At 47.0% G+C, this 24,113-nt stretch carries 16 protein-coding genes; 3 read left to right on the forward strand and 13 right to left on the reverse strand.

Annotated features, from left to right (window positions below; genetic code table 11):
• Nucleotides 1–308: 308 nt before the first annotated feature.
• Nucleotides 309–2,441, reverse strand: a complete 2,133-nt coding sequence (gene nasC, locus ACE3K2_RS06630; RefSeq protein ID WP_421888243.1) for an assimilatory nitrate reductase catalytic subunit NasC — start codon at nt 2,439–2,441, stop codon at nt 309–311.
• A 21-nt stretch (nt 2,442–2,462) separates the two neighbouring features.
• Entirely contained in the window at nt 2,463–4,568 is a 2,106-nt protein-coding gene (gene nirB / locus ACE3K2_RS06635) for a nitrite reductase large subunit NirB (RefSeq protein ID WP_421888246.1), read from the reverse strand.
• 425 nt (nt 4,569–4,993) lie between these two features.
• Between nirB and ACE3K2_RS06640 the strand changes: the two genes are divergently transcribed.
• Nucleotides 4,994–6,223 (forward strand): nitrate/nitrite transporter, encoded by a 1,230-nt coding sequence (locus tag ACE3K2_RS06640; RefSeq protein ID WP_421888401.1) that lies wholly within the window; start codon nt 4,994–4,996, stop codon nt 6,221–6,223.
• 119 nt (nt 6,224–6,342) lie between these two features.
• On the opposite strand, the gene fabF is transcribed toward ACE3K2_RS06640, so the two are convergent.
• A complete protein-coding gene (gene fabF / locus ACE3K2_RS06645) occupies nt 6,343–7,581 on the reverse strand; it encodes a beta-ketoacyl-ACP synthase II (protein WP_421888249.1) in 1,239 nt (412 codons plus the stop codon).
• Nucleotides 7,582–7,719: 138 nt separating this feature from the next.
• Here fabF and ACE3K2_RS06650 point away from each other — a divergent pair, with 138 nt between their 5' ends.
• Both ACE3K2_RS06650 and ACE3K2_RS06655 read left to right on the forward strand, forming a co-directional pair.
• A complete protein-coding gene (locus ACE3K2_RS06650; RefSeq protein ID WP_421888251.1) occupies nt 7,720–8,583 on the forward strand; it encodes a helix-turn-helix transcriptional regulator in 864 nt (287 codons plus the stop codon).
• A 134-nt stretch (nt 8,584–8,717) separates the two neighbouring features.
• Nucleotides 8,718–9,392 (forward strand): response regulator transcription factor, encoded by a 675-nt coding sequence (locus ACE3K2_RS06655; RefSeq protein ID WP_421888254.1) that lies wholly within the window; start codon nt 8,718–8,720, stop codon nt 9,390–9,392.
• Between the two features lie 21 nt (nt 9,393–9,413).
• Here ACE3K2_RS06655 and ACE3K2_RS06660 read toward each other — a convergent pair whose 3' ends face one another.
• The 10 genes from ACE3K2_RS06660 to ACE3K2_RS06705 all read right to left on the reverse strand — a co-directional run bounded on the left by ACE3K2_RS06660 (nt 9,414) and on the right by ACE3K2_RS06705 (nt 23,615).
• Nucleotides 9,414–12,638 carry a response regulator gene (locus ACE3K2_RS06660; protein WP_421888256.1) on the reverse strand — a complete coding sequence of 1,075 codons (3,225 nt, stop codon included), beginning with the start codon at nt 12,636–12,638 and terminating at the stop codon, nt 9,414–9,416.
• 194 nt (nt 12,639–12,832) lie between these two features.
• Complete coding sequence (locus tag ACE3K2_RS06665) at nt 12,833–13,138, reverse strand: PAS domain-containing protein (RefSeq protein WP_421888259.1); 306 nt, start codon at nt 13,136–13,138, stop codon at nt 12,833–12,835.
• Between the two features lie 67 nt (nt 13,139–13,205).
• Entirely contained in the window at nt 13,206–15,164 is a 1,959-nt protein-coding gene (locus tag ACE3K2_RS06670) for a methyl-accepting chemotaxis protein (RefSeq protein WP_421888404.1), read from the reverse strand.
• Nucleotides 15,165–15,757: 593 nt separating this feature from the next.
• The gene (locus ACE3K2_RS06675) at nt 15,758–16,597 is read right to left on the reverse strand and encodes a MetQ/NlpA family ABC transporter substrate-binding protein (protein ID WP_421888262.1); all 840 of its coding nucleotides are present in this window, start codon (nt 16,595–16,597) and stop codon (nt 15,758–15,760) included.
• Nucleotides 16,598–16,661: 64 nt separating this feature from the next.
• Nucleotides 16,662–17,333, reverse strand: coding sequence for a methionine ABC transporter permease (locus tag ACE3K2_RS06680; RefSeq protein WP_421888265.1), 672 nt, complete (start codon nt 17,331–17,333; stop codon nt 16,662–16,664).
• On the reverse strand, nt 17,330–18,139 hold the full coding sequence (locus tag ACE3K2_RS06685) for a methionine ABC transporter ATP-binding protein (RefSeq protein ID WP_421888268.1): 810 nt from the start codon (nt 18,137–18,139) through the stop codon (nt 17,330–17,332). Before ACE3K2_RS06685 ends, ACE3K2_RS06680 begins: the two co-directional genes overlap by 4 nt.
• A 131-nt stretch (nt 18,140–18,270) precedes the next feature.
• The gene (locus ACE3K2_RS06690; RefSeq protein ID WP_421888271.1) at nt 18,271–20,574 is read right to left on the reverse strand and encodes a PQQ-binding-like beta-propeller repeat protein; all 2,304 of its coding nucleotides are present in this window, start codon (nt 20,572–20,574) and stop codon (nt 18,271–18,273) included.
• Between the two features lie 100 nt (nt 20,575–20,674).
• Nucleotides 20,675–21,469, reverse strand: coding sequence for an energy-coupling factor transporter transmembrane component T family protein (locus ACE3K2_RS06695; RefSeq protein ID WP_421888274.1), 795 nt, complete (start codon nt 21,467–21,469; stop codon nt 20,675–20,677).
• A complete protein-coding gene (locus ACE3K2_RS06700) occupies nt 21,444–23,021 on the reverse strand; it encodes an ABC transporter ATP-binding protein (RefSeq protein WP_421888277.1) in 1,578 nt (525 codons plus the stop codon). Before ACE3K2_RS06700 ends, ACE3K2_RS06695 begins: the two co-directional genes overlap by 26 nt.
• The gene (locus ACE3K2_RS06705; protein ID WP_338591077.1) at nt 23,022–23,615 is read right to left on the reverse strand and encodes an ECF transporter S component; all 594 of its coding nucleotides are present in this window, start codon (nt 23,613–23,615) and stop codon (nt 23,022–23,024) included.
• Between the last annotated feature and the right edge of the window lie 498 nt (nt 23,616–24,113).

Consider the following 24,113-nt stretch of genomic DNA (forward strand, 5'->3'; position numbering starts at 1 on the left):
CTTATTTGAATAAGCCCCGATATCTGTACCACGATGATAATAACCTAAACTCGAAATGACGATCTGTCTCAAAACACAATCAAAAATACGTACATATGTACCCCTAATGAACATCATAACTAAAATTAAAGCCATATTCATGAGCCAATCCTCATGTTTACGTGAAACCACGGAACTATAACCTACTTGCATACATATACGCAAAAAAAGCCGCCCAGTCTCATATAACTATGGGACTGGGCGGCCACTTATCTACGATGAGAGCAGCTTATGACACCTGGTAACCTGTAATCTGAAACCTGTATGAATCATCTGACCAATCGTAACGGTCGAATGTTTACTGCCGCCGTCTTAAATCCAGGCATCCGGCAGAACGGATCTAGCTCTGGTCTGGTCGCCCGATTCACATTCTGAACGCCGCCCCAATGCATCGGCACGAACAAGGTATCCTCCCGTATGGAATCCTTGATACGCGAACGAACCGTGAAGCTCCCATACATCGATTGAATCTCGACCCATTCTCCATCGTGAATACGATGACGTGCAGCGGTAGCCGGGTGAAGTTCAACAAAGTTCTCCAATTCACGGGCTGCAAGAGCCGGGCTACGATGTGTCTGCACCCCTGTAAGATAATGAGGAAGCACACGGCCATTGGTCAGAATTATAGGGAATTCTGGTGATATATCATTCCAGCCCGGACTTGATTCGAATGTAAACGCCGCTTTGCCGTCGGGATGAGCGAATCGTTCACCGAACAGTAACCCTTCTCCCTGCTCCTCCAGGGCAGAACACGGCCAGTACACCCCTTTCTCGTTACGCAAACGCTCATAGGTAATGCCATAATAATCAGCGACTCCGCCGCGGCTTGCCACCCGAAGCTCATTAAAGATGTCCTCAGCACTGTCATATTCAAAGTACGAAGCTTTGCCCAGTTGCGCAGCAATTCGGCACAATATATCCCAATCATCAAGCGTTTCTCCTGGCGCAGGCCGACCCTGTTCACGGAGCAGAACACGCCCCTCCAGATTGGTCAGTGTGCCTTCATTCTCCATATAAGATGTAACCGGGAGAACCAGATCCGCCATTCGCGCTGTCTCGGATAGAAACATGTCAGCCACGATCAGAAAGTCCAGCTTACGCAGACCTTCTTCCACCAAACGCACATTGGGATTTGAGACAACCGGGTTCGAGCCCATTACGAGCAATGCCCGAATCTCCTGATCATGAACCTTCTCCATCATCTCGTAGGCGGAGACCCCTTTACCTGGCAGACTTGCAGGGTCCACACCCCAGACGGATGCCACATAGGCACGATCGGCTTCATTTTCAATCGATCGATAACCCGGCAGCTGGTCAGCCTTCTGCCCATGCTCCCGTCCACCTTGCCCGTTCCCCTGACCTGTGATGGCACCGTATCCACAGCCTTCCCGGCCAATTTTGCCAGTCGCTAACACCAGATTCAGAAAGTGCCTGACAGCCATATGTCCATCCGTCTGCTGCTCCACACCACGCGCTGTCATGATCATGCCTGTCTTTGCCTCGCCATAGGCCATCGCTGCGTGACGAATCAGGGATAGATCCACCCCACACGCTTGTGCCGCCTGTTCGAGTTGCAGATCAGCCAATCCTTGTATCAATTGCTCGTAACCATGCGTTCGTTCGCCTATAAAATGAGGGTCTATCAATCCGGCATCCATAATCACCTTCAACATGGCATCCGCCAACAAGGCATCCATGCCAGGCTTCACCTGTAAGTGAAGATCAGCAATGGCTGCGGTTGCCGTCTTACGTGGATCAATAACGATAATGAATGCTCCGTTCTCCCTGGCCTGATTGAAGTAGGGCAACAGGGTAGGTTGGCATTCCGCAATATTGGTACCTGCGAGTACAATGCAACCTGCCTTGGGAATATCGGACAGGCGGAACGTCAATCCACGATCCATCCCAAACACTTTGCTGCCAGCTGAGGCTGCAGCTGACATGCAGAACCGTCCATTATAGTCGATATACTTCGTCCCCAATGCAATCCTGGCGAATTTGCCAAGCAGATAGGCTGTCTCATTGGTCAAAGATCCGCCTCCGTATACTCCGACCGTATCTGCTCCGTATGAATCTTTCAAGTTCTGAAACCGCTCTACAATGGTCTGAATGGCCTCCTCCCAGGAACAGGGTTCAAGCTCGCCATTGCGCCGAATCAGCGGATGCATTAACCGTTGACCACTGAACGCATGTTGATGAGCATTCATACCCTTGACACACAACCTGCCCTGAGAGGCTTCATTCGGAACACCCTGAACCGTATACTCACCACGACGCTGGCCCGCAACAGGTGCAGCCAGTTCTTCAACAGTCATCTTGCATTGCACACTGCAATACGGACACTGGGTTTCCTTCACATAGAGCTTGGAGGCTGTTGGTTCTGAACTCACGGATAATCCCATCTTTCCATCCCCGCCTTTCATCTATATATCAGCTTGAAGTGTAGCTGCAAGTTCCTTCTGTAATTGGTCATCCAGCAGCGTTTCCCTGATCGACATGAATCCCAAACGCTCCGTCCATGCCCATACCGGCTCATCATACCAGGCCGTTTGGCGATACCATTGAAGGCAGGCTGATGCGAGTGCTGATGCTTGCATCTCCGTTTCAGCCACCCCGAGCAAGCCACCTTGCTTGACCGGATGTTCTGCGTGACCGCCTGCGTAGATCTCCCATCCAGCCGGTGAAGCCAGCAAGCCGATATCCTGCACCAGTGCACTCACCAATGATCCCGGACCTGGTGCGACTCCCATATTCACTGGCGACGGCATCGCTGCGTCGATCCAACGCGCTTGAAGCTGTGCAGCCAAGCCACCTGCATCCCTCGCATAGGATAACTGTGGAATATGATCATCCCAGCGTATCTGAATCGCTGAGTGACCCTCAATCTCTTGATCCACTATTGTTCCATCAAATACCTGCAAGTAATAGTGGATCACTGGACGACATACCGCGCAGCCATGCTCCGTCCCCCAACCCAGTTGCTGCATGATCAAGGGCAGGTCTGTCTCCCGATCAACCATATCAGCCAGCATTTCCTTCAGTTCTGCATGTCCAAGCTCCGTACAACTGCACACAGGCATTGGAACAGGTTTATCCGGTACGGCTTCCACTCCGGTACCTCCGTTATTTTTCAGATTATGCGTATATTTCAACAGAGCAGCCACCATCGGGCGACAACCACCGCATGAGCCTGACGCCTTGGTCTGCTCCTTCACCTGATCTGCCGTTTCCAGTCCCTGTTCCCGAATCGCCTTCACAATGGCAGCCTTGGTCACATTGTTGCAGGCACATACCGTCTCCTGAGTCGGTAATGCGGCAGCAGCCATCTCAGCCGGGTCTGGGGCCCCTTCATGCGGAGCCAATTCCGCCACATCCGCCCCTCGTTGCACCAGTCCAAGCAATGCCGTTCCTTCGGCTGTATCTCCAAATAAAATGGCTCCGCGCACTTTGCCGGCCTTCATCAACACTTTTTTATATGTGCCTTGAATGCCATCCAGATGTTGAATCGCGGTCTGCATGCCTTCACCACTAATCTCGCCGGCCGAGAAAACATCAACTCCCGATACCTTCAACTGTGAGTAGGGAATAGACCCTTTGTATTCAGACGTTTCCTGTCCACAGAGCGTACGTGCGAGCACCTTCCCCTGTTCGTATAAGGGAGCCACCAGACCATAACTGATTCCCCGATGTTCGGCACATTCCCCAACCGCGTATATATCCGGTACACTGGTGCGCATATAATCATCTACCATAATTGCCCGATTCGTAGCGATTCCACTTCGTCTGGCCAGATCCACATTAGGCCGAATGCCTACAGCGACAATGACAACCTGAGCTTCAAGCTTGGAACCATCTGTGAACAGCAGTCCCTGCGCCTGCGATCGTCCGATAATTTTCTGCGTATTTTTGGACAAAAGAAAGGACATGCCCTGGTCTTCAAGCTGCTCCTGAAGCATCGCAGCTGCTTTTTGATCCAACTGTCGGTTCATAATGTAAGGTGCATTATGGACCACCACAGCTTCCATCCCCAGATGCAGCAACCCGCGTGCAGCCTCCAGTCCAAGCAATCCACCACCAATAACGGCGGCCTTTCGATATTCTCTGGAATAGTCAGACATCCGCGTACAATCATCAATCGTCCGGAAGGACATCACTCGCTCTTTATCCATTCCCGGAATCGGTGGGATAAACGGTGAAGAGCCTGTTGCCAGAATCAGGACATCATATGTTTCTCTTAAGCCGGATTCAGTCTCTATATATTTTCCTCGGGTATCAATTCGGTGCACCGTTTCACCTGCGCATAGCCGGATTTGATGCTCGGCATACCAGCTCCAATCATTGATTATGATATCCTGTAACGAATGCTCCCCCTGCAATACTTTTGATAACATGATCCGGTTGTAGTTTGGACGGGGTTCATTGCCGTAGATTATAATCTCATACGTATCAGGCTCCAGTGTGATAATCTCTTCGACACACTTCACGCCAGCCATGCCATTCCCGATAATCACCAGTTTGCTTCTGCTCATGGGCTGCCCCCTTATCTCTCTCACCTGAAAATAAACAGAAAAATCCCTTCTCCATGATTCGGAAAAGGGCACCGTTGCCTCCGGAATCCACACGCCTTTGTGTGGATTCATATTAGATTCAGATTAAGGGAATCTCAATTTAATGTCAACTAAATTAACATTAAAAATGCGGATAATGATTAAAAAATGAATTATTTAAAGTTTCATGTAATTTTTGTTGACATATATATTTTCTCATGATTATAATTTGAATCAAAATCACAGTGCTGTGATCACTCAGATGCGGGAACACAATGACGTGTACCGCCTGTCGGCAACGGGGCCGCAAATCGTTCAGATCTGGACGAATTGCGGCCTTTTTCTGCCTCAACAAGCACATAGACCAATTACAACGATCTCAATTGGATGAGGAGCGATGATGGATGATGGAGAGCAAAAGTTTTTGGAAAAGCGGGCATAAGCCTACCCTCTTCGGGGCGTTTATGTATTTTGACATCAGTTTCATGATATGGGGGATGCTGGGTCCACTCGCAGTTGTCATTGCATTGGACTATCCGATGACTCCACTGGAAAAGGCCAATCTGGTCGCATTGCCTATTCTTGGCGGCTCCATCCTGCGACTTGTGCTCGGCTTCATGTCTGATTATATCGGTCCGAAACTAACCGCACAGATCGGGATGCTCGTCACCCTGGTTCCCTTATTACTCGGCTGGTTATGGGTGGACTCCTTAAGCCAACTGTACGTGGTCGCACTCTTGCTGGGTGTGGCAGGCGCCTCCTTTGCTGCTGCGCTGCCGCTGGCGGGCCAATGGTATGGCAAAGAGCATCAGGGTCTCGCGATGGGTATTGCCGGGGCGGGTAACAGCGGAACCGTACTCGCGACATTGTTTGCCAATCGCTTGGCAACGCATTTTGGCAGCTGGGAAGTTGTGTTCGGACTTGCTATTATACCGATCGCTATCGTATTTATTCTCTTTTCTATCTTTGCCAAGAATAGCCCTAACCGGCCTGAACCCAAGAAATTATCCCAATACGGAAGTCTGCTTAAACAAAAAGATGCTTGGGTATTCTGTGCCTTCTATTGTGTAACCTTTGGTGGTTTCGTTGGATTATGTAACTATCTCACCATCTTCTTCAACACCCAGTATGGGCTCTCTCCTGTTCGTGCCGCAGACATTACCACCTTCTGTGTAATCGCAGGCAGTTTCTTCCGGCCTGTCGGGGGTTACCTGGCGGACAAAATTGGCGGAACCCGCATGCTGACTTTCCTGTACACTGGAGCCTGCATCATGTTGATCGGAGTATCCTTCATGCCACCGCTTCCTGTGGTAGTAGTCATGCTGTTCCTCGGTATGATGTGTCTGGGAGCTGGTAATGGCTCCGTGTTCCAACTCGTTCCCCAACGCTTCGGTAACGAGATTGGTCTGATGACAGGTATTGTAGGTGCCGCTGGCGGATTAGGCGGGTATGCACTACCGCTGATTCTCGGTCAACTGTATAGCAGCTATCAATCCTATACACCAGGTTTTGTCATTCTTAGCCTGATTGCAGCAGCTTCCCTGTTCCTGGTGCTCTTCATGCAATCCCGCTGGCGTGTAAGCTGGCTGAGCCGAGGTACCAAAGGCATGGCCGATTCGACATCCCTCTCTTCCTGAGGCGTACAACCACTCGGACGTTAACCAAGGTACAGTGTTTACGAGTGATCCATAAGTAAGCAAAGAAACAGCGCAGCCCCATAAGGCAGCGCTGTTCTTTGCTTACGATGTCTTTCTACTTAAGATGAATATTTTTGAAGAACAATCACCGCATTATGACCGCCAAAACCAAAGGAATTAGACATCCCTATCCGCAGTTCCGCTCTTCTTGCCTCGTTTGGTACATAATCCAAATCACATTCAGGGTCATTCTGCTCCTGATTGATGGTTGGAGGAATGATGCCATGCCGCAGACTTTGAATAAGTGAGATCGCTTCCGCACCACCTGCTGCACCAAGCATATGTCCCGTCATGGACTTATTCGCTGTGACCGGAATATCATAGGCACCTGTACCAAAAAGTTGCTTAATCGCTCTCGTCTCAGAGAGGTCACCCGCCTCCGTACTGGTAGCATGCGCATTAATTATATTAACGTCTTCAGGTCTAATCTGAGCTTCTTTCAATGCCGCTTTCATCGCCAGATAGGCCCCCCGTCCTTCCGGGTGGGTAGCTACCATATGATACGCATCTGAACTGGCACCATATCCAATCACTTCGGCAAGAATGTTCGCCCCTCTTCCCAATGCATGAGATAGCGACTCAATAACCAGAATTCCAGCGCCCTCTGCCATGACAAAACCGTCTCTTCCCGCATCAAATGGACGACTTGCTGCTTGGGAAGCTTCATTTCGGGTTGACAACGCTGTCGCATTACCAAAACTTGCCAGTGACACTTCGGTTACAGCCGCTTCTGTCCCGCCAGCAATAATGACATCAGCTCCGCCATGACGAATGACCCGGAAAGCCTCTCCAATAGCTGTATTGCCAATGGAACAAGCTGTTACTGGCGACAATGTCGGCCCCCAGCAACCAAACCTCATACTGACCATAGCCGCAGCCATATTGGATATCATCATGGGTACCAATGTTGGACTGACGCGTGCAGGTCCCCGATCGGACAGGACCTTGCCTTGTTCCATCAATGTCTGGATTCCGCCTATGCCTGAACCAATATATACACCTACCCGTTCACGGTCCAGTTCATCCATCACAAGACCCGATTGCGATACAGCCTGATCCGCAGCAGCAACTGCAAATTGAACGAATCGGTCCATACGCCTTGCTTCCTTGCGCCCAAAACGCTCTTCACCATTAAAATCACGGACTACGCCAGCAATTCTGGTTTTGTACAAAGCTGTATCAAAATGTTCTATAGTTGATACACCTGATCTCCCCTCAATTAATCCATTCCAGAATGTATGTACATCATTTCCCAAAGGAGAGATGACTCCCATACCTGTAATCACGACTCGTTCCATGTCCATCCTCCTTCAGCGCTGTTGTCTACCTTAATCTTACGCTCTGCCACTAATAGTGCACTTTTGAATATCCTATTACAAGTTGTCAATTATAATAGTATAATGACTACCATGATAACGAGGATTGAAGGTGATGGATTGAACTACGATGTCAGGTTACAGGCATTGTCTACTTTTCTGAAAACACAGCGTTCCAAAATTTCTCCCGAATCGGTCGGTTTACCCACTGGAAGTCGGAGAAGAACGCCTGGGCTGAGGAGAGAAGAGGTTTCCCAACTGGCAGGAGTGAGTACAACATGGTATACCTGGCTTGAACAAGGTCGGGATATTCAGGTATCCCATTCCGTGTTGGATAACATTGCTTCAGCACTAAGGCTTACTGCAGATGAACGAAAGTATCTGTTTTCGCTCGCCATGGAGCATCACTCGGATCTGCCCACACTGGAAGAAGAACCGGTTCAACTTCACCCTTCCTTGCAGAAAATTTTGCAAGAACTGCATCATTGCCCTACCGTGATCTCGGATCGGCGTTGTTATATTGTCGGCTGGAATGATGCAGCCAAGCATGTTTTTATGGATTTCGAACAGATCCCCCCCGAACAGCGGAATATGATCAGTCTGTTATTTGATCGAAAGGAATTTCGCAGGCTCGCGGTGAACTGGGAGGATTTTGTTAGCGGATTTCTGGCGATTTTTCGTGCTTACTATGGTCAGTACGTTGATGATGAATGGTATAATTTATTTCTGGATGACATGATGAACAGACATCCCGATTTTCATACCCTTTGGAAACAAAGCAGCGTCAGCAGTGCCCCGGATGTATTAATCGAATTTAGGCATTCCAAAGCAGGCAAAATGTTGTTTGATCTGACTTCGTTGCAGGTTCAGGGTAATTCCGATCTGCGTTGCAGCGTCTACACCCCTGCGCCAGAGAGCGCTACTGAGCGCAAACTGATGCGCCTGATCGAGCGTGAAGCTGATCCACATGCTGGCAAGCATTAAATCGATTTTCTCACCTTCTTGGAGTCATGTTAGAGTCTTGACATCCTCATGTCGCATGTTTTAAATATCAGGTATATGAAGTTAATCCATGGATCTTAGTCCTTCTACAAGAAGGGGGTTCAGAAAGGAATATCATGACGAAAGTGCTTATCATAGAGGACGACAACATGTTAGGCGATACATTATCCTTGTATTTACAAGGTGAAGGGTATGATGTTATCCGTGTCGATAACGCAAGAGATGGTCTTCTACAGCTTCAAGCGCGGCCTGATATCCTGCTTCTTGACTTGATGCTCCCTGATTCGGGTAATAAGAATCCTTGTTCTCTCATGCGCCAACATACGGCAATCCCCATCATTGTCATCTCTTCGTTAACCGAAGTTTCTGAGCGAATTCAATCATTAACAGATGGGGCTGATGATTATGTATGTAAACCTTTCAGCATGCAGGAACTGAAAGCACGTATTGAGGCTGTATTGCGTCGTTACTCCATATTAAACAGCTCTGTTGTCACTGAACAGGAAACCGGAATATCTCTCGATCTGGCGCGAAGAACCGTTCTGTTGAATAACCAGCGAGTGGAGATGACGTTTTCCGAATTTGAGATCATGAAGCTGTTTGTCCTCAATCCTGGCAAGGTCTACAGTCGGTATGCCCTGATTGAAGCCATTCGTGGTATTGATGCCTACATTAATGACCGCACCATCGATGTGCACATTACCAAGCTTCGTAAAAAAATTGAAGACAATCCGAAAAACCCCCAATACATTCAAACCATCTGGGGGGTCGGATATAAGTTCACACCTTAAAATAATACAATTTTATTGAGATCACCATGGCAAAGACCCGGTAATTTTATCAATCTCCTGTTGCACCTTCTCTAATACCAAGTTTAGTGCCTCTTCTTTGTGTAACGGACCCGATAAGAGCAGCTCCAGCTGGAGAACCGCACACATCAGGTCCACTGCATGCAGATTCGCAGCTACGCCTCGAAGAGAATGGACACTACGGATTACATCAGCAATCTGCTGTTGCTGAAGCTGAATTGCCAGTTTTTTCTGGTACGAGCCATATTCCATTCTGAATTTCGTGAGCGCATATTGCAGAATATGCGGCTTGCCGTCCATCTGTCTGATCGCCTTATCTGCATCAATTCCATTGATCTCCCTTATGCCTTTTAGATCAATCCATTTTGCCAAAATGTCTTCGATCTGTTGTTCATGTAGGGGCTTAGTCAGGATGGCATTCATGCCTGCTTCAAGATATAATTCGTGGTCCCTTGTTAAACCATTCGCTGTAAGCGCGATAATGGGGGTACGATCATATTTCCTCATCTTGCGAATGTGCCTCGCTGCATCTATCCCGTTCATATCTGGCATATAGAGATCCATCAGAATCAGTTCCCATGTTTGTTCGTCCAATTTCTTCAAAACCTCTGTGCCACTGTTTGCCAGCGTCACCTTGAATCCGATATGTTCCAGCATGGCCCGAATAGCCAGTTGATTGATTTCATGATCTTCAGCTATCAGTATATGTCCTTTCAAGTTACATGAATAGAATTCGTCGACTTCTACCATCTGATGTTTCTCCAGCGGTCCTTCGCCCTGAAGTGCAAGTATGACTTCAAACAATCCCAGACGTGTAATAGGTTTGACCATCATCATATCCGGTTGAATGGATTTTTCCTCACTCCAGAGGGCATTCTCACTGAATGCATGCGTATAACCTACCACCTGAACTTTCGTTCGATCTAATCGCTTCATCAGGTTGTTCCAGGCCGAACCATTGTGTGCATGCTCTGCATCCATATTCATCATAAATAAGATTGAACTTATCCCCTCTGCATCAGGTACACCCCAATCACTTTCCATCATATGGTTCAACGAAGGATACAGCTTTGGCTTCATCCCGAATGAGTGGAGTATCTGCTTCAGATTTTTGCCCATTCGTTCATCTTCTTCAACGATAACCACATCATCCGCACAATAGAGAAGAGGGTATGTTTGCAGAAAGGAACTTTCTTCTTCCGAATCTGCAAGTTCAAATATCAAGTCGAATGAGAACAGACTGTACTCTCCCAGCACACTATCCACCCGCAAGCTTCCTCCCAAGGAGGTCACCAGAAGATAACAGATGACCAGCCCAAGACCAGAACCACCATAGGTTCGATACGTTGAAGGTTCCGCTTGAGTAAACGGGACAAAAAGCCGTTCCAATTGTTCAGGTGACATTCCAATTCCCGTATCCTCTACCTCAAAACGCACCTGAACTCGCTCCGCCTCCAATGAAAGCACCTCTGCCTGCAATGTTACATATCCATGCTCCGTAAATTTAATCGCATTACTCAGCAGATTCAATAACACCTGTTCAAGTCGGAATGGATCACCAATTACCGTCAACGGCAGATCGGGATCGGTTGTAAAGATCACTTCGATATCTTTGTGCCCGATGGCCACACCGATCTGATCTGCCACACGTTTGATCACATCCTCTGGTGAAAAAGAGACCTTCTCTAATATCAGCTTGCCTGCCTCAATTTTCGAAAAATCAAGAATATCATTTACGAGGGAAAGCAAGGTTTGGGAGGACGCGTTGATTTTACTCAAATAATCCTTTTGTTGTGGAGTTAGATCTGTTCGTTGAAGCAACAACGAAAAGCTGATAATGCCGCTCAGTGGGGTACGAATCTCGTGGCTCATGAATGCGAGAAACTCACTTTTCGCCTGGCTTGCTTTATCGGCCTTCACACGATTATACTGATCGGAAATATCATGAATCACTGCCTTAACTTTTTCACTTGTGTTTAGTGTTTTAACAGGATATAGATGAACCCGAACATGCTGCTCATGACCTTTTCCAACAATGAGACTCAGTTCCGTATCCTGAACTATATTGTGATGTAAGGCTTTTTGGAAAATGTACAACCAATTCTCCAACTGCTCGATGAACAACAATTCTTCTAGCTGACGCCCGATCACTTCCTGCGTGCTCAGACCCAGAACATCCAGAAATTTCTGGTTAACCGACACAATACACCTGTTGCTGTCCAAACCGACAAACCAGTCTGCCGACACTCGCTCAAGTGTTCGATATCGCTCTTCACTTTCTTGAATCCTACGTTTAACTGCTCTGTGTTCCGTGATATCGAGTCCATATCCCACGACATATTTCACTACACCCTCTTCTCGCAGAGGGCGAACTTTCACCAGTGAATAGTAACCTTCATGCTCAATCTCGTAAAAAAAAGATTCCCCTTCCCATGCCCGATTAAACTGCTTTCGCAGAAATTCTACCTTTTCCTGAGGTAAAATATCCAATGTGCCCAGTTTATAACCTTGCTTCAGACTACTCATATCCAAGCCCAGTCGAGAGAGCATCTCTCCTTCAAGCAGAAGATACTCGAATTTCCCGTTCTGTTTTCGGATTTTAAACGTAAACCCCGGCTGCATACGAAGCATCTCCAGCATTTCCTGATCCCTTTGAATGACCAATCTCCTATATCGATGATTTTGGTTCAGATAATACAGGAATAATATAACGAACAGCAGGCAGATACATTGAAAAAGGAAAATCTGCCCCATCATTATCAGAGAAGGAGAATTGATCTTTAGTACAGAAAACTCATACCCAGTAATCAGCAACAACGCTCCAGACAACCACTTCTGCATAAATCCCCTGATATACTTAAAGATCAGACATATGACTACAACAAATAACAACTCTGTCAACGCATACTGCCAGTTTTCCAACAAGGGATTACGCCCCATATTAATCCGAAAAATCCACATGAATGTAAAAGTAACAAATGCAGAGCCAGTCCCACCAAAATAAGCAGCAAGCAGATACACACTGGCCCGGAAATTCAACAATGTACCATCCTCAAGCACAATAGAGAAATAATAGAGCGCCGTGCCCAACGTGCTCAGCGTAATACCAATAATGATCCGAGTCGTGATGGATGTTGAACGGGTAGCATTTGTATGGTTCAGATAGTGATGAATCAGGAAAACAAAGATCAAAATTAGCGTGAAATTTAATACAAGATCGCGTAGCAAATGGTCACCGTCCACATTACGACTTCAGGATTTCATGCATTCAATGAATGTTGTCAGATTCACGGTCGCAGTTCCCCAGTACACAAATCATAGTATGCCATGCTCCCTTATTCAATTGACGATATTGACCATTTTCTTGAAAATAATTACTACTTTCAGCTAACATACCCTTATCACAAAACAACGATTTATTTTCATGAACATTCATCATTAAATATGCTGATATAAAAGAGAGCATCATCCAAATGAACCGATGTAATCGTAACTTGGGCTTCCCACAATTCCTGATCAGCCTTCATTAATTTGGCAACGCCGGACCAGGTCTGATTTCCTCTCCAGTGGGTATCCATTAGCAACCGGGCAGGCTGACCTATGGTACTCTCCCGTGAGAATCCTGTTTTGGTTACATAAACGGAATTCACATCGAGAATCACACCCTCCTCATCTGTAATCATGACCGCATCCGTTAGCAGTAAGAAGACTTTGAGTTCTAGTTGCATGGTTTCCCCCCTCTAATGAAACATGATGTGATGCCGTCCCTGTGTGATACTCTCTTCTACGATCCGTTTAATACTTAAACTGTCTAATCAGGCGCTGCAGCTCTTCAGCCATGGTTGACAAGCCACGAGCCGAGGCAGAAATCTGCTCCATCGCTGCCAGTTGCTCCTCTGAGGAAGCGGCCACTTCTTCGGAAGTGGCGGCGTTACCTGACGCAATGCCTGCCAATTCATTGGATACAGCAGATACTTCCTGTACACCTGCTGTAATCTCTTGTGACGTAGCTGCAATCTCTTCAATCTGAGGTGTCGTTTCACGCATGCTATCCAGAATACGTTCAAACTTCCGAATCGCTTCTGTAGAGATTTCCATGCCCTCACCAACCTCTGAAGTCACCTTCTCCATCATGCGAACGGAAGCAGCCATATCTTCCTGTACCGCCGTAGTCAACACGGTAATTTCATTGACTGACTGTCCGGATTGCTCTGCCAACTTGCGAACCTCTGCTGCTACAACGGCGAATCCATTGCCATGTGTACCTGCACGGGCAGCTTCAATGGATGCGTTAAGCGCAAGCAGATTTGTCTGTTTGGCTATATTTCCGATTAACTCCGTGATGGCTGAAATTTGATGTGATCGTTCATATAAAGCCTGAATCATTTGGTTTGTCTGTTCTACCGTCTCTTGAATCGATTGCATCTGACTCACCGTCTGCTTGACGGTGTTGCCACCTTCTTCTGCTTGTACGGTTGTATGTTTCGCCAAATCAGCGACATGTATGGAACGCTCGGCAATTCTTGTAATGCCAATCGTAATTTCATTCATGGCCTGATGGTTATGTTCAATACCCTGGGTCTGTTTCTCCGCACCACTCGCAATTTCCTGAATGGCTCGCGCGACCTGTTCACTGGCTGCACTAGTAGATTCCGCACTCTGAGTCATTTCATCCGATGAGATGACTACCTGACTGGCGCTGTTCTCCACATTTTGAATCAACACACGCAGGTTGCTCTGCATTTTGCCAAAAGCATCACTCAGTTCGCCAATCTCATCATGACTTGTGCTTGTAATGGTCTGGGTTAGATCTCCTTCGCTCACCTGAATCGCCTGATCCTTCAACTGACGAATCGGTTTAACAATCGATCGCATCACCAGCCAGATAATTAAAATTCCGATAACCAGAAAAGAAACGATGACCATAATCGTTCGATTCAGAATAGGCGCAGCGGCATCCTCTACTTCTGAGGAGAACATGGTGCCTGCGACCTTCCATCCGGTGGATGTATTCGTGGCGTAATACATAATCTTATCAACCTGATCAAAGGTATAGTTGAAGTTACCGGATTCATTCGTATACACTTGTGTCCAAAAATCTTCTGTTGCATCTGCTCCAGGTTGCATCGTCGGATGATAGATATACTTTTCGCTGGCATCCAGCAGAATCAGATACCCCTGTTCTCCTACTTTAATTCCGCTAACCAATTGACTAATGTCCGACAGATCGAGATCCAGTTGAACCACACCGGATTGGTCTTCCAGTGCCTTTGCAATTGTAATGGTGATCTCTTTCGTCTCAGCAGAAATATAAGGGTCTGTAACAATCACCTGCTGTGGAGTAGCCATCGCTTCCGTGTACCATGGTCTTGTTCGCGGATCATAATCTTCAGGCATCTCCGCATCAGAGGACATCAGATATATACCCGCTTCTGTGCCCACACCTATGGTGATGATATCGGTGTTCTGCGCAGCGTACCCCTTCAATTCGTTCACAACCTGAACCTCGGCATCTTCTTGTCGTAATTCCTCTGCAAGTGTATTCGCATAGTATTCAATATGATTCCGTTTGGCATGGATCGAAAGATCTATCGTTGCACTGGCAAGATTCACGTTTTCCATCGCACTATGTAAAATTTGCTTCTCTACTTCATCTTTTGCACTGTTATAAGATAAAACGCCAATACTTAACGAAGGAACGGCCAGGAAAGCAATAAAGGACACCACCAGCTTGGTCTTAAAGTTCTTATACATCTTGTTGAACCAGGTCGGTTTGCTATTTTTTTGTTGGGACAAATTTCTCTACCTCTTCCAGATTAATTTTAGTTTTACTTGATGTAGTTATAAGTTGAACTAGAGATTATTCACACTTGCCACTTTGATGGCAGAACAACCTTCCAATCGCTGTTATCCCCAGATTTTTTTAATTCCCCTTTTTTAGGGAAAATCCGGTGATAAAGGCGAAGCGTAACTTCCGAAGTAACTTTCTTGCAAAAAGCTTTTAGCTTCACTTTTCAGTTTTTTCTGTCCTCTCCGTTTTCGTGTAAATGATTAATATAACTTACATAGCTCTCATAGAGAGTAAACCATCTTTCTAAAAACTAGGTCTCAATTCTTGTGAAAAACACTTTTTACACTAAAAAACATGATTAAATCTCTTGATTTATAATCCTAAAGAACTATTTTCAAACAAATTATACAAAAAAACTATTAATTAAAGTATTCCGGGAATATGACCAAATTGTTAACTTTCTAAATACTTGTTAATAAGCATGCAGATGACAAAAAAAAGATCCAAGCATTATCGCTCAGATCTAAAGGCTATTCACATTGGACTAACGTATTCTCTATTTAAATGCCGGGATTGCAATATCTGCGTATTTCTCTTCGAAGAAGGCTTTGACCTCTGGACCCGCCATACGTTTAGCCAGCTTCTGGATAGCTTCGGAATCCTTATTATCCTCACGGGCAACCAGGGTGATCGCAAAATGGGAATCATCCTTCTCGGTTAACAGTGCATCCTTTTTCGGTGTAAGACCGAGCGGACTGGCATATGCAGGTGTCATGGCTACCAGATCAGCATCATCCATCATACGAGCCAGCATCAACAAGTCCACTTCCTCAAACTTGAAGTTCTTCGTATTTTCGGTGATGTCTGCCTGTGTGGCGTTAAAACCTACGCCTTCCTTCAACTTAATCAATCCGTTCTGCTCCAGCATCACAAGAGAGCGACCAATGTTGGAAGGATCGTTCGCAATTGCGATCGTTGCACCTTCTGGCAATTCCTCAATCGTTTTGTACTTTTTGGAGTAGCCGCCATAGATGGCATTATAGATAGGCTGCACAGCCACCAGGTCTGCATTGTTTGCTTCATTATATTGGTTCATGTAAGGCACGTGCTGGAAGAAGTTTGCATCCACTTCCTTGTTCGCGAGTGCCGTATTTGGTTGAACGTTATCGGATAATACGACCACTTCCAGGTTCACGCCATCTTCCTTTAATAGTGGTTTAACAATATCCAGTACGTCTGTCATCGGCGGAATCAATGTAGCCACTTTCAGCGTAACTTCTTGTGCAGCTTGTGTATCTTCTTTTGTACCTTCAGCCGCAGGTGTTTCTTCTTTTTTGCCACAAGCAGCTACGACAAGCATTACTGCAAGCAACATCAGTAACATTTTTGCTTTCATTATAAAGTCTACCCCTCATCCTATAATCTGTATTGGTTATTCTTGATACTGCACTGTCCCACGCTTAGGATCTGCGATCCAGCCAACGGGACAGTCTGCTGCCTGTGAATTGGATCATCTGTACCAGGATAATCATAATGATGATCGTAAATACCATGATCTCCGTTTCGAAGCGTTGATAACCGTAGCGAATGGCAAAATCACCAACCCCGCCGCCACCTACAATGCCCATCACCGTCGAGTAGGAGATAAAGCTAATCGTAGCTGTGGTGAGTCCAAGTACCAGGCCGGATCGTGCCTCCACGTACAGGAATTTCACCACAAGCTGCATCGTTGATGCCCCCATGGATGAAGCAGCTTCAACCACTCCCTTCGGTACATCCAGCAACGCTTGTTCCACCAGTCTGGCGTAGTATGCAATCGCAATGATCGAAAGTGGAACGGTTGCCGCCAGTGTACCGATGGACGTTCCAACAATGATTCGTGTGAATGGAATCATGAATACAACCAGCAATAAGAACGGAAACGAACGAATGATGTTAACGACACTGCCGAGTACAAAGGACAATGTTTGATTCTGATACCGTTGTCCTCTCCGGAATAAGTACAGAAGTGTACCCAGAGGTAATCCAATCAGAACAGCTGCCGCAATGGAGATCCCCACCATGACAAAAGTCTCTCCGATCGCCTGCCATATTTCATGCTGATACTTGAGCACAGATTCAGGTAACCTCATAACTTGTCCTCCTGATCGGCCTGACGGAACAAAGACGAACCTGCCATCCCATATTCGTCACCCGCAAGCAAGGAGGTCAGCAGATCCGGCTGCGGAGCAGGGATACTGCTCACTTCCGCTTCAGACAATGTTCGAACAAGTCGCCCATCCTTCATGACGGATATCCTGTGACACAGTCTGCGGGCCACTTCCATCTCATGCGTCACGACGACAATGGTCACGCCCAGCGTTTCATTGATATGACGAAGCACATCGAGTATGCCGTTGGTGGTCTGTGGATCAAGCGAAGAGGTTGGTTCATCACAGAGCAGCACATCCGGACGACTGGCGAGTGCTCGTGCGATCGCCACACGCTGCTTCTGTCCTCCGCTAAGCTGAGCAGGATATTGATCCGCCTTGTCTTCCAGTCCAACAAACCTCAGCACCTCAAGTCCACGTTCGACTCGTTGTGTACGGGACATACCCGCCAGTTCCAGTGGCATGCAGATATTGCCACTCACCGTTCGATTACTGACCAGATTGAAGTGCTGAAAGATCATACCAATGGACCTTCGTGCAAGACGCAGCGCGCGCTCATTCATCTGGGTCAGGTGCTGCCCATTCACAACAACCTCACCATCATCCGGCTTTTCCAAACCATTGAGCATCCGCAGAAGTGTGGATTTGCCTGCGCCACTCGAACCGATGATGCCGTGAATTTCACCTTGTCCCACTTCAAGCGAGACCGAGCTTAACGCTTCGAATCCCTGATCTGCACGGGAACCGCGCTCGTTATAACGTTTGCTTACACCATATAATGAGATCATGGAGAGTCCTCCCGTGAATGATCATGCATGGTTCTTCAAGAACACATGAAGAAAGCCCGCACAGCCGATAACCGGAGCGCGAGCAATCCTGTTCATTTATAATAAATCAACATCCACTATGAGACAAGCTTTTAAGGTGAGATTGCCTCCTGCAGGCGGCTGGTTTCATATACACGAAAACGTCCGTTGGACGAACCCACGTACACTTCATTGCCGATCCGGTTGATCGTTCCATTCTTCGCATCCCGGTCGCGATGCTCCGGGTTTCCCATCACAACATCATGTACACGACCTGACAATGCTCCATTATTTTTATTTAATACCAACCAGTTCTCGTCCATGGGCAGCAGCAGCTGATCATCAATGACCAGATAACTTCCCTGATTCGTGGGATACTTTAGCGTGGCAATCGTATCTTTGGCATTCCAACGTGTCTCCCCCGTATCATAATCCAAAGCCGCTGGATAGCCATTTTTAATCACATACAACTGATCCTCTTCCACCAGTCCTCGTTCAATCTTGCCCTTGAGTGTCCACCGTGTTTTGCCTATCTTGGCATCGTACAGGGTGGTTGTAAAATCTTCATACTCTCCGTAATGATCGCCGTTTTTGTTCTCACGGATCAACAGCATGCCATCATTCAGCTCCTCAAATCTTTGTCCTGCCCGTGCAGGAAATTGTGCAAGCTTTTTCCCCGTGTTCAGATCAAGCAGCAGCCACTGGTTATCTAATGATAGCCATCTTTCAGCATTCCTGGTTTCAAAGGGATCAAGACGTTCAATTCCATCAAAATATGGATTATTCACAAATTGTTCTATGGTGGATCGTTTGGCCTTCAAGCTCCATACGGTTCGCCCTGATCGAGGATCAGCTGCAACCAGTTCATTCTTTTCCCAATACAACACATAAGGGTCATCTGCATTCTTGTTCAATAATTCATAACCCGTAGCCAGTTTTCGCGTCCACAATGTTTTTCCGTTTGCACTGTCCAGAACCGTCAACCAACTGTTGCTTGAACCCTCCACAACGGGGCTATCCACAACCACAACGTTCTTCGCAGCGGTGATGCCATTCAGTCTGAATTTCTGCTTAGGATTATACGTCCAAGTGACCTGTCCGTTCTTCAAGTCCAGATGACGAATACGATCCACGTATTTTTTCTTGTCAGGGTCATAATCGGTGTAGATTGTAACATATCTGCGCTCTGCATCCACCTCTACCTGCTGTCTTCCATATCCCGCGTTAATCTCCCATAATTTCTTGCCGGAATGTCGGTCAAGTGCGTATGCTGAACTCTCATAATGAAACCCACTAAACCCACCGTCATCCCCTTTCATCAGGAGAACATCATCTGTAGCTGCTTGCAAAAAGGTATAGTTGATATCCCCCTGATTGGTCCATACCGATTTCCAAGGGATTGTCGTCGGCAGCGTTGTGCCATAGATTTTTGTTGTGAACCCATTTTCATCCGCCCGACTGATGTTCCAATCGGAAACGACAGCATTTCGATTATCCTGTGCTAAATTCCAGCGTGTTCTGACCAGTCTGCCATTCTTGTTGAATGTGACCAGAAATTGTGCATCTTCCCGCTCGTATCTCCAGGTCTGCCCAATATTCATTTCATAGCCGGTATCATTCAAATTGCTTGAACTCTCTTTCCAATCCGGTTTGCCTAACCACCCAGCCACTTGTTTGGAGGTGGTTGCCTTGTTCAGCTTCATATCTGTCAGATGGCGTATAACCGAAGTTGGCAGCGATGCTTCCTGATTGAACCAATCATCAGCCACATTCATCCGCTGTTCTATAGCCTGTGCCTTGATCCAGAATAGTCCTGGCCGATACGTGAAGAATTCTTTATTCCAGACTCGTGGGGCAATGGAGACCCCGTACCATCCTTTCCACTTTGCAACAATAAGAGCCTTACCTGTCAGCGCTTTCTCAAAAGACCAGGTTGTAGCACTGTCTGGAGCCAGATACAGCTTGCTGCCGGATTGGAGCGTGAAGCTTTGGGGAGCCATTTCTGTCATGCTTCTGCTCTCCTTCAAGGCATACCAACTTGGCAGCCAGAAGTCTCCATGATCGGTTGACTTAAGCTGCACCCACTCGCCTCGAACCGAGGCCAACGCATACTTTTCGTTTTTTGTTGTATAATATTCAATTCCCATTTGGTCAGCAGCCACACTGCCGTCCCTCCTGTTTTTGAACAGAGGGATGTCATTCATGAGTGTAACGATATCTCCTTGTTTGTAGGCTAACTGTGATGATAAGGCTTGAGGACTTGCCCCCAAGGCTTGTTGCGTCGTAACCGAAGCTTGTCCTCCAAGCACGACCATTCTGGAATCGAGGAGCATCCATCCCGTCAACAGTACAGCTGATAATCCAGTCATGGTAATCCACTTGTACCCCATTCTCTGCCAGTCAGGACCCGTCTTCACTCTCGTTCATCCCCATCCATTAGAAGTTATTTCCATATAGACGCTGCAAACAGGAAAAAGTTACCGGTTACCTCAATATATTTCTCTCTATCTCCCCGTATTACCTTACATCCACCATGGCAGCATGATAAGGAAAGGTAACCCCGATGTAATAAGCCGCTGTTAAGGTGAGGATATAATAAAATACAAACCACAGGTCAGCTCGGGAATAGCCAATCTGAATGTAATACGTCCGGCTGGCCCCATCCGTGAATCCCTTCGCTTCCATCGCTACCGCCATTCGCTGTGCACGGCGAATGCTCTGTGCCAACAACGGAATAGCGTAACGCTTCAGCGTAACATACACGTTCCAGCGAGATCCGCGCTGCCTTGTTCCACGTATACGAATAGCGTAACGGAGCGTCTGGAATTCATCCAGCAAAATTGGGATCATGCGCATCGCGGCCAGAAAACTATAGGCATATTTTGCAGGTAGCTTCCACTGCTGCATCAGGGAATAAAACAGCCGTACCGGCTTGGTCGTAAGACCAAAGAGTAACCCAGCCGCCGCCATGCTCAGAGAGCGAAAACCCAAGTGTAGACCGCGATAAAAGCTCTCTTCGGTTATGTGGATCAGTCCCCACTTATACCATGTGGTCTCGCCCTTGCCAAACATCATCATACCTGTAGACGTGGAGATAAACACCAGAATGAATGGGGACGCGTACAGCATCAATCTGTACCATGGGTGGCCTGTCCAGCACAGTAATAACATCATCGCCACAGCAACATTGGCCATTACATTCAGATTGTGAATAAGGATAACGATGACAAACATCATTGTCAGAATAATCATCTTTAATCCCGGATTAACGGTATGAAGCCAGGTTTCACGGTGAGGAAACGACAGTTGCATCAGATAACCTCCCCTCATCCACTGACCAGATTCGGGTGCAATATCTTTTTACAATTTCGCGATCATGGGTAACCATAACAATGGCTGTTCCTGCTCTCCGCAATTGCTCCAGTTGGGCTAACATAGCAAATGTATTGCGGGCATCCTGTCCGAATGTGGGTTCATCCAGCAACAGAATTCGCTGCTCTCTGACCAATGCAGAGGCTACACTCAAACGTCGTTTTTGCCCCATTGATAATTGGTAGGGATGACGCTCAGCCAGGTCGATTAGTCCAAATTGATTCAGCATATGATCCGTCCTGGCAAGTCTTTCTTCCGTTGTAAGTCTGCCCCCTAGCAATGAGAATTCCACTTCTTCCGCCACGGTGTTGGTTACAAATTGAAACTCCGGATTCTGAAATACAAATGCAATCTGATCTGCAAGCTGCTCCGTTTTGCCAGAGGGCTGACCGTGCACCTCATAATGACCTGTTGTTCTCAGGATATTCATCAGAGATAACAACAATGAACTCTTGCCAGCTCCATTAGCTCCGACAATACCAATCCAATCCCCATGCCACACTTTGGCCTGTTCCACCTGAATGAAGGGTGTTTTCCCACGCCATCCGGTGAACTGCTGCAAGTCCAGTACAGGCCGATGTGACGACGATACAGACGATAAGGATGAGACGTGAGCTAGGGGTAATCTCCCCGTTGCATCGGATAAGCCAGACGATTGCTGTGATTCCATGCTCCGAAATCCCTGATTTCCACTGGCCCTGTACTCTCCATGAGTATTTTCCTTTTCTTCTTTGGTTGCCCTCTCCTGCTCATGCTCTTCCCACACGCCTGGATACCAGATTCCATAAGCCTGCAACTTACCCCGTTCATCCGTAAATACCTGCTGTGCTGGCCCATCCGCCACAATCTTTCCTTCAGGTGACAATACAATGATGCGGTCGACCATATCCACAATCTCGTTTATTTTGTGTTCAACGATGATGATTGTTTTGTCACTGGCGATCCGTTTAACGGTATCCCACACTTGGGAAGTGCCCTCATCATCCAGCAGTGCAGTAGGTTCATCCAAAAACAATACCTCCGGGTCCATGGCAAGCATCGAAGCAATCGCAAGACGCTGCTTCATCCCCTGAGACATGGACTGGATCAATACACGATTCTGTTCAAAGGATAACCCCACTTGTTTCAGATAATATTCAATCAGCGCTGGCATCTTTTCATGCGGAATATTTCGGTTTTCCAGTACAAATGCGATCTCTTCATCCGTAAAGGACATACAGAACTGGGTATCCGGATCTTGAAAGACCACTCCTGCTTTGGCGGGAACCTGAATACCATCACATTTCATCGGAATCTCAACCGAACGTGGAATTAAACCGCTTAGAATTTGCAATAACGTTGATTTACCGGAGCCGCTAGGGCCAAGCAACAGCACTTTCTCCCCTTGACGCACAGAAAGAGACAAGCCTTGAAATACCAAGGCCTTCTCTCCCGGAAATTTGCATCTTAGATTTGTCACACTTACCGCTTGCGAATTCTCCTCTTCGCTCATCTAATCCAGCGCCTCATAATCCTGTTTGGATACCGGTCTTAGGGAGCGTGTTACACCGGTCAGTTCCAATGCTTTGGCGAGGTAATACGCGAACACGCCGGCAATCAGGATGCTTCCGATGAAACGGAATCCAATAAATAACGTATAATTCCAGGCCGAGAGTGAATCAATATATCCGTACTGATAATCCAGCACAAGTGAAGCCGCTGCCGCTCCTATGGCTGCAAGACAAGTGACAAACAGATTGGTTTTTCGATAAAGGAATGCGGCGAAGAATATCTCGGCTCCCAATCCTTGCAACAGACCATACACAAGTGTGGACATGCCCCATTCACTGCCCAGAAAAGCACTTACCGTTGAAGCCGCAACCTCGGCAAGAATCGCCACACCTGGTTTACGAATGATAACAAAAGCAAACGTGCCCGCCATAAACCACATGCCGTAGATCATCTGCTCCGCATGAACGCCGAATGGTTTCATCAAGTCATAGGTAGGTCCCCATATCTTGTAGATCACCCCAAACACCACTGCGATCACAATGGTTACCAGAATATCCGTTAGTTTCAATCGTTTGTTGCCTGCTGTTGTTGCCATGTTTTCTACGTCCTTTCTCTGTTCCCTGTTGTGAGGGTTATCAAAATAAACAAAAAAAGCCTCCCCGGTTCCGGGCAGGCCTTACGCACAGTAAACAATCCTCACAATGATGTATCGGATGGATGCGAAAATACGGAATATCAACCATTTCCTCTCCACCTTGGCAGATACACCACCACAGTTCAAAGAAGTCGTCTGTTGTCATCCACGTTCATTCCCACAATGCACCTTTACATATTGCAAATCCATGTTCTCTACGCTGGCATTACCCAGATCAGATGTACGGTCAGCGGCATAAGGCCACTCTCTCAGCCCAACTTCATTGAGCTCCCGATTCACTTATTTCATTGCTACTAATGTACAACAGATGGGTATTTGTGGCAATCCCCAGAAAATCATCATGCTTCGTATGGGGTAATGAGAAGGGAGATATCTGAAAATTCGCTTTCCATAATATGCAACATTTAGGTTATGTAATGCGTCTTAAATGCTAGAAGG

The sequence above is a fragment of the Paenibacillus sp. genome, assembly GCF_048976745.1.
Classification (GTDB): Bacteria; Bacillota; Bacilli; order Paenibacillales; family Paenibacillaceae; genus Paenibacillus.

Coding starts and splice junctions, on each gene's coding strand:
- nasC (WP_421888243.1), bottom strand. CDS start 2,441: ATGGGATTATCCGTGAGTTCAGAACCAACAGCCTCCAAGCTCTATGTG.
- nirB (WP_421888246.1), bottom strand. CDS start 4,568: ATGAGCAGAAGCAAACTGGTGATTATCGGGAATGGCATGGCTGGCGTG.
- ACE3K2_RS06640 (WP_421888401.1), top strand. CDS start 4,994: ATGGAGAGCAAAAGTTTTTGGAAAAGCGGGCATAAGCCTACCCTCTTC.
- fabF (WP_421888249.1), bottom strand. CDS start 7,581: ATGGAACGAGTCGTGATTACAGGTATGGGAGTCATCTCTCCTTTGGGA.
- ACE3K2_RS06655 (WP_421888254.1), top strand. CDS start 8,718: ATGACGAAAGTGCTTATCATAGAGGACGACAACATGTTAGGCGATACA.
- ACE3K2_RS06665 (WP_421888259.1), bottom strand. CDS start 13,138: ATGCAACTAGAACTCAAAGTCTTCTTACTGCTAACGGATGCGGTCATG.
- ACE3K2_RS06670 (WP_421888404.1), bottom strand. CDS start 15,164: ATGTATAAGAACTTTAAGACCAAGCTGGTGGTGTCCTTTATTGCTTTC.
- ACE3K2_RS06675 (WP_421888262.1), bottom strand. CDS start 16,597: ATGAAAGCAAAAATGTTACTGATGTTGCTTGCAGTAATGCTTGTCGTA.
- ACE3K2_RS06680 (WP_421888265.1), bottom strand. CDS start 17,333: ATGAGGTTACCTGAATCTGTGCTCAAGTATCAGCATGAAATATGGCAG.
- ACE3K2_RS06685 (WP_421888268.1), bottom strand. CDS start 18,139: ATGATCTCATTATATGGTGTAAGCAAACGTTATAACGAGCGCGGTTCC.
- ACE3K2_RS06695 (WP_421888274.1), bottom strand. CDS start 21,469: ATGCAACTGTCGTTTCCTCACCGTGAAACCTGGCTTCATACCGTTAAT.
- ACE3K2_RS06700 (WP_421888277.1), bottom strand. CDS start 23,021: ATGAGCGAAGAGGAGAATTCGCAAGCGGTAAGTGTGACAAATCTAAGA.
- ACE3K2_RS06705 (WP_338591077.1), bottom strand. CDS start 23,615: ATGGCAACAACAGCAGGCAACAAACGATTGAAACTAACGGATATTCTG.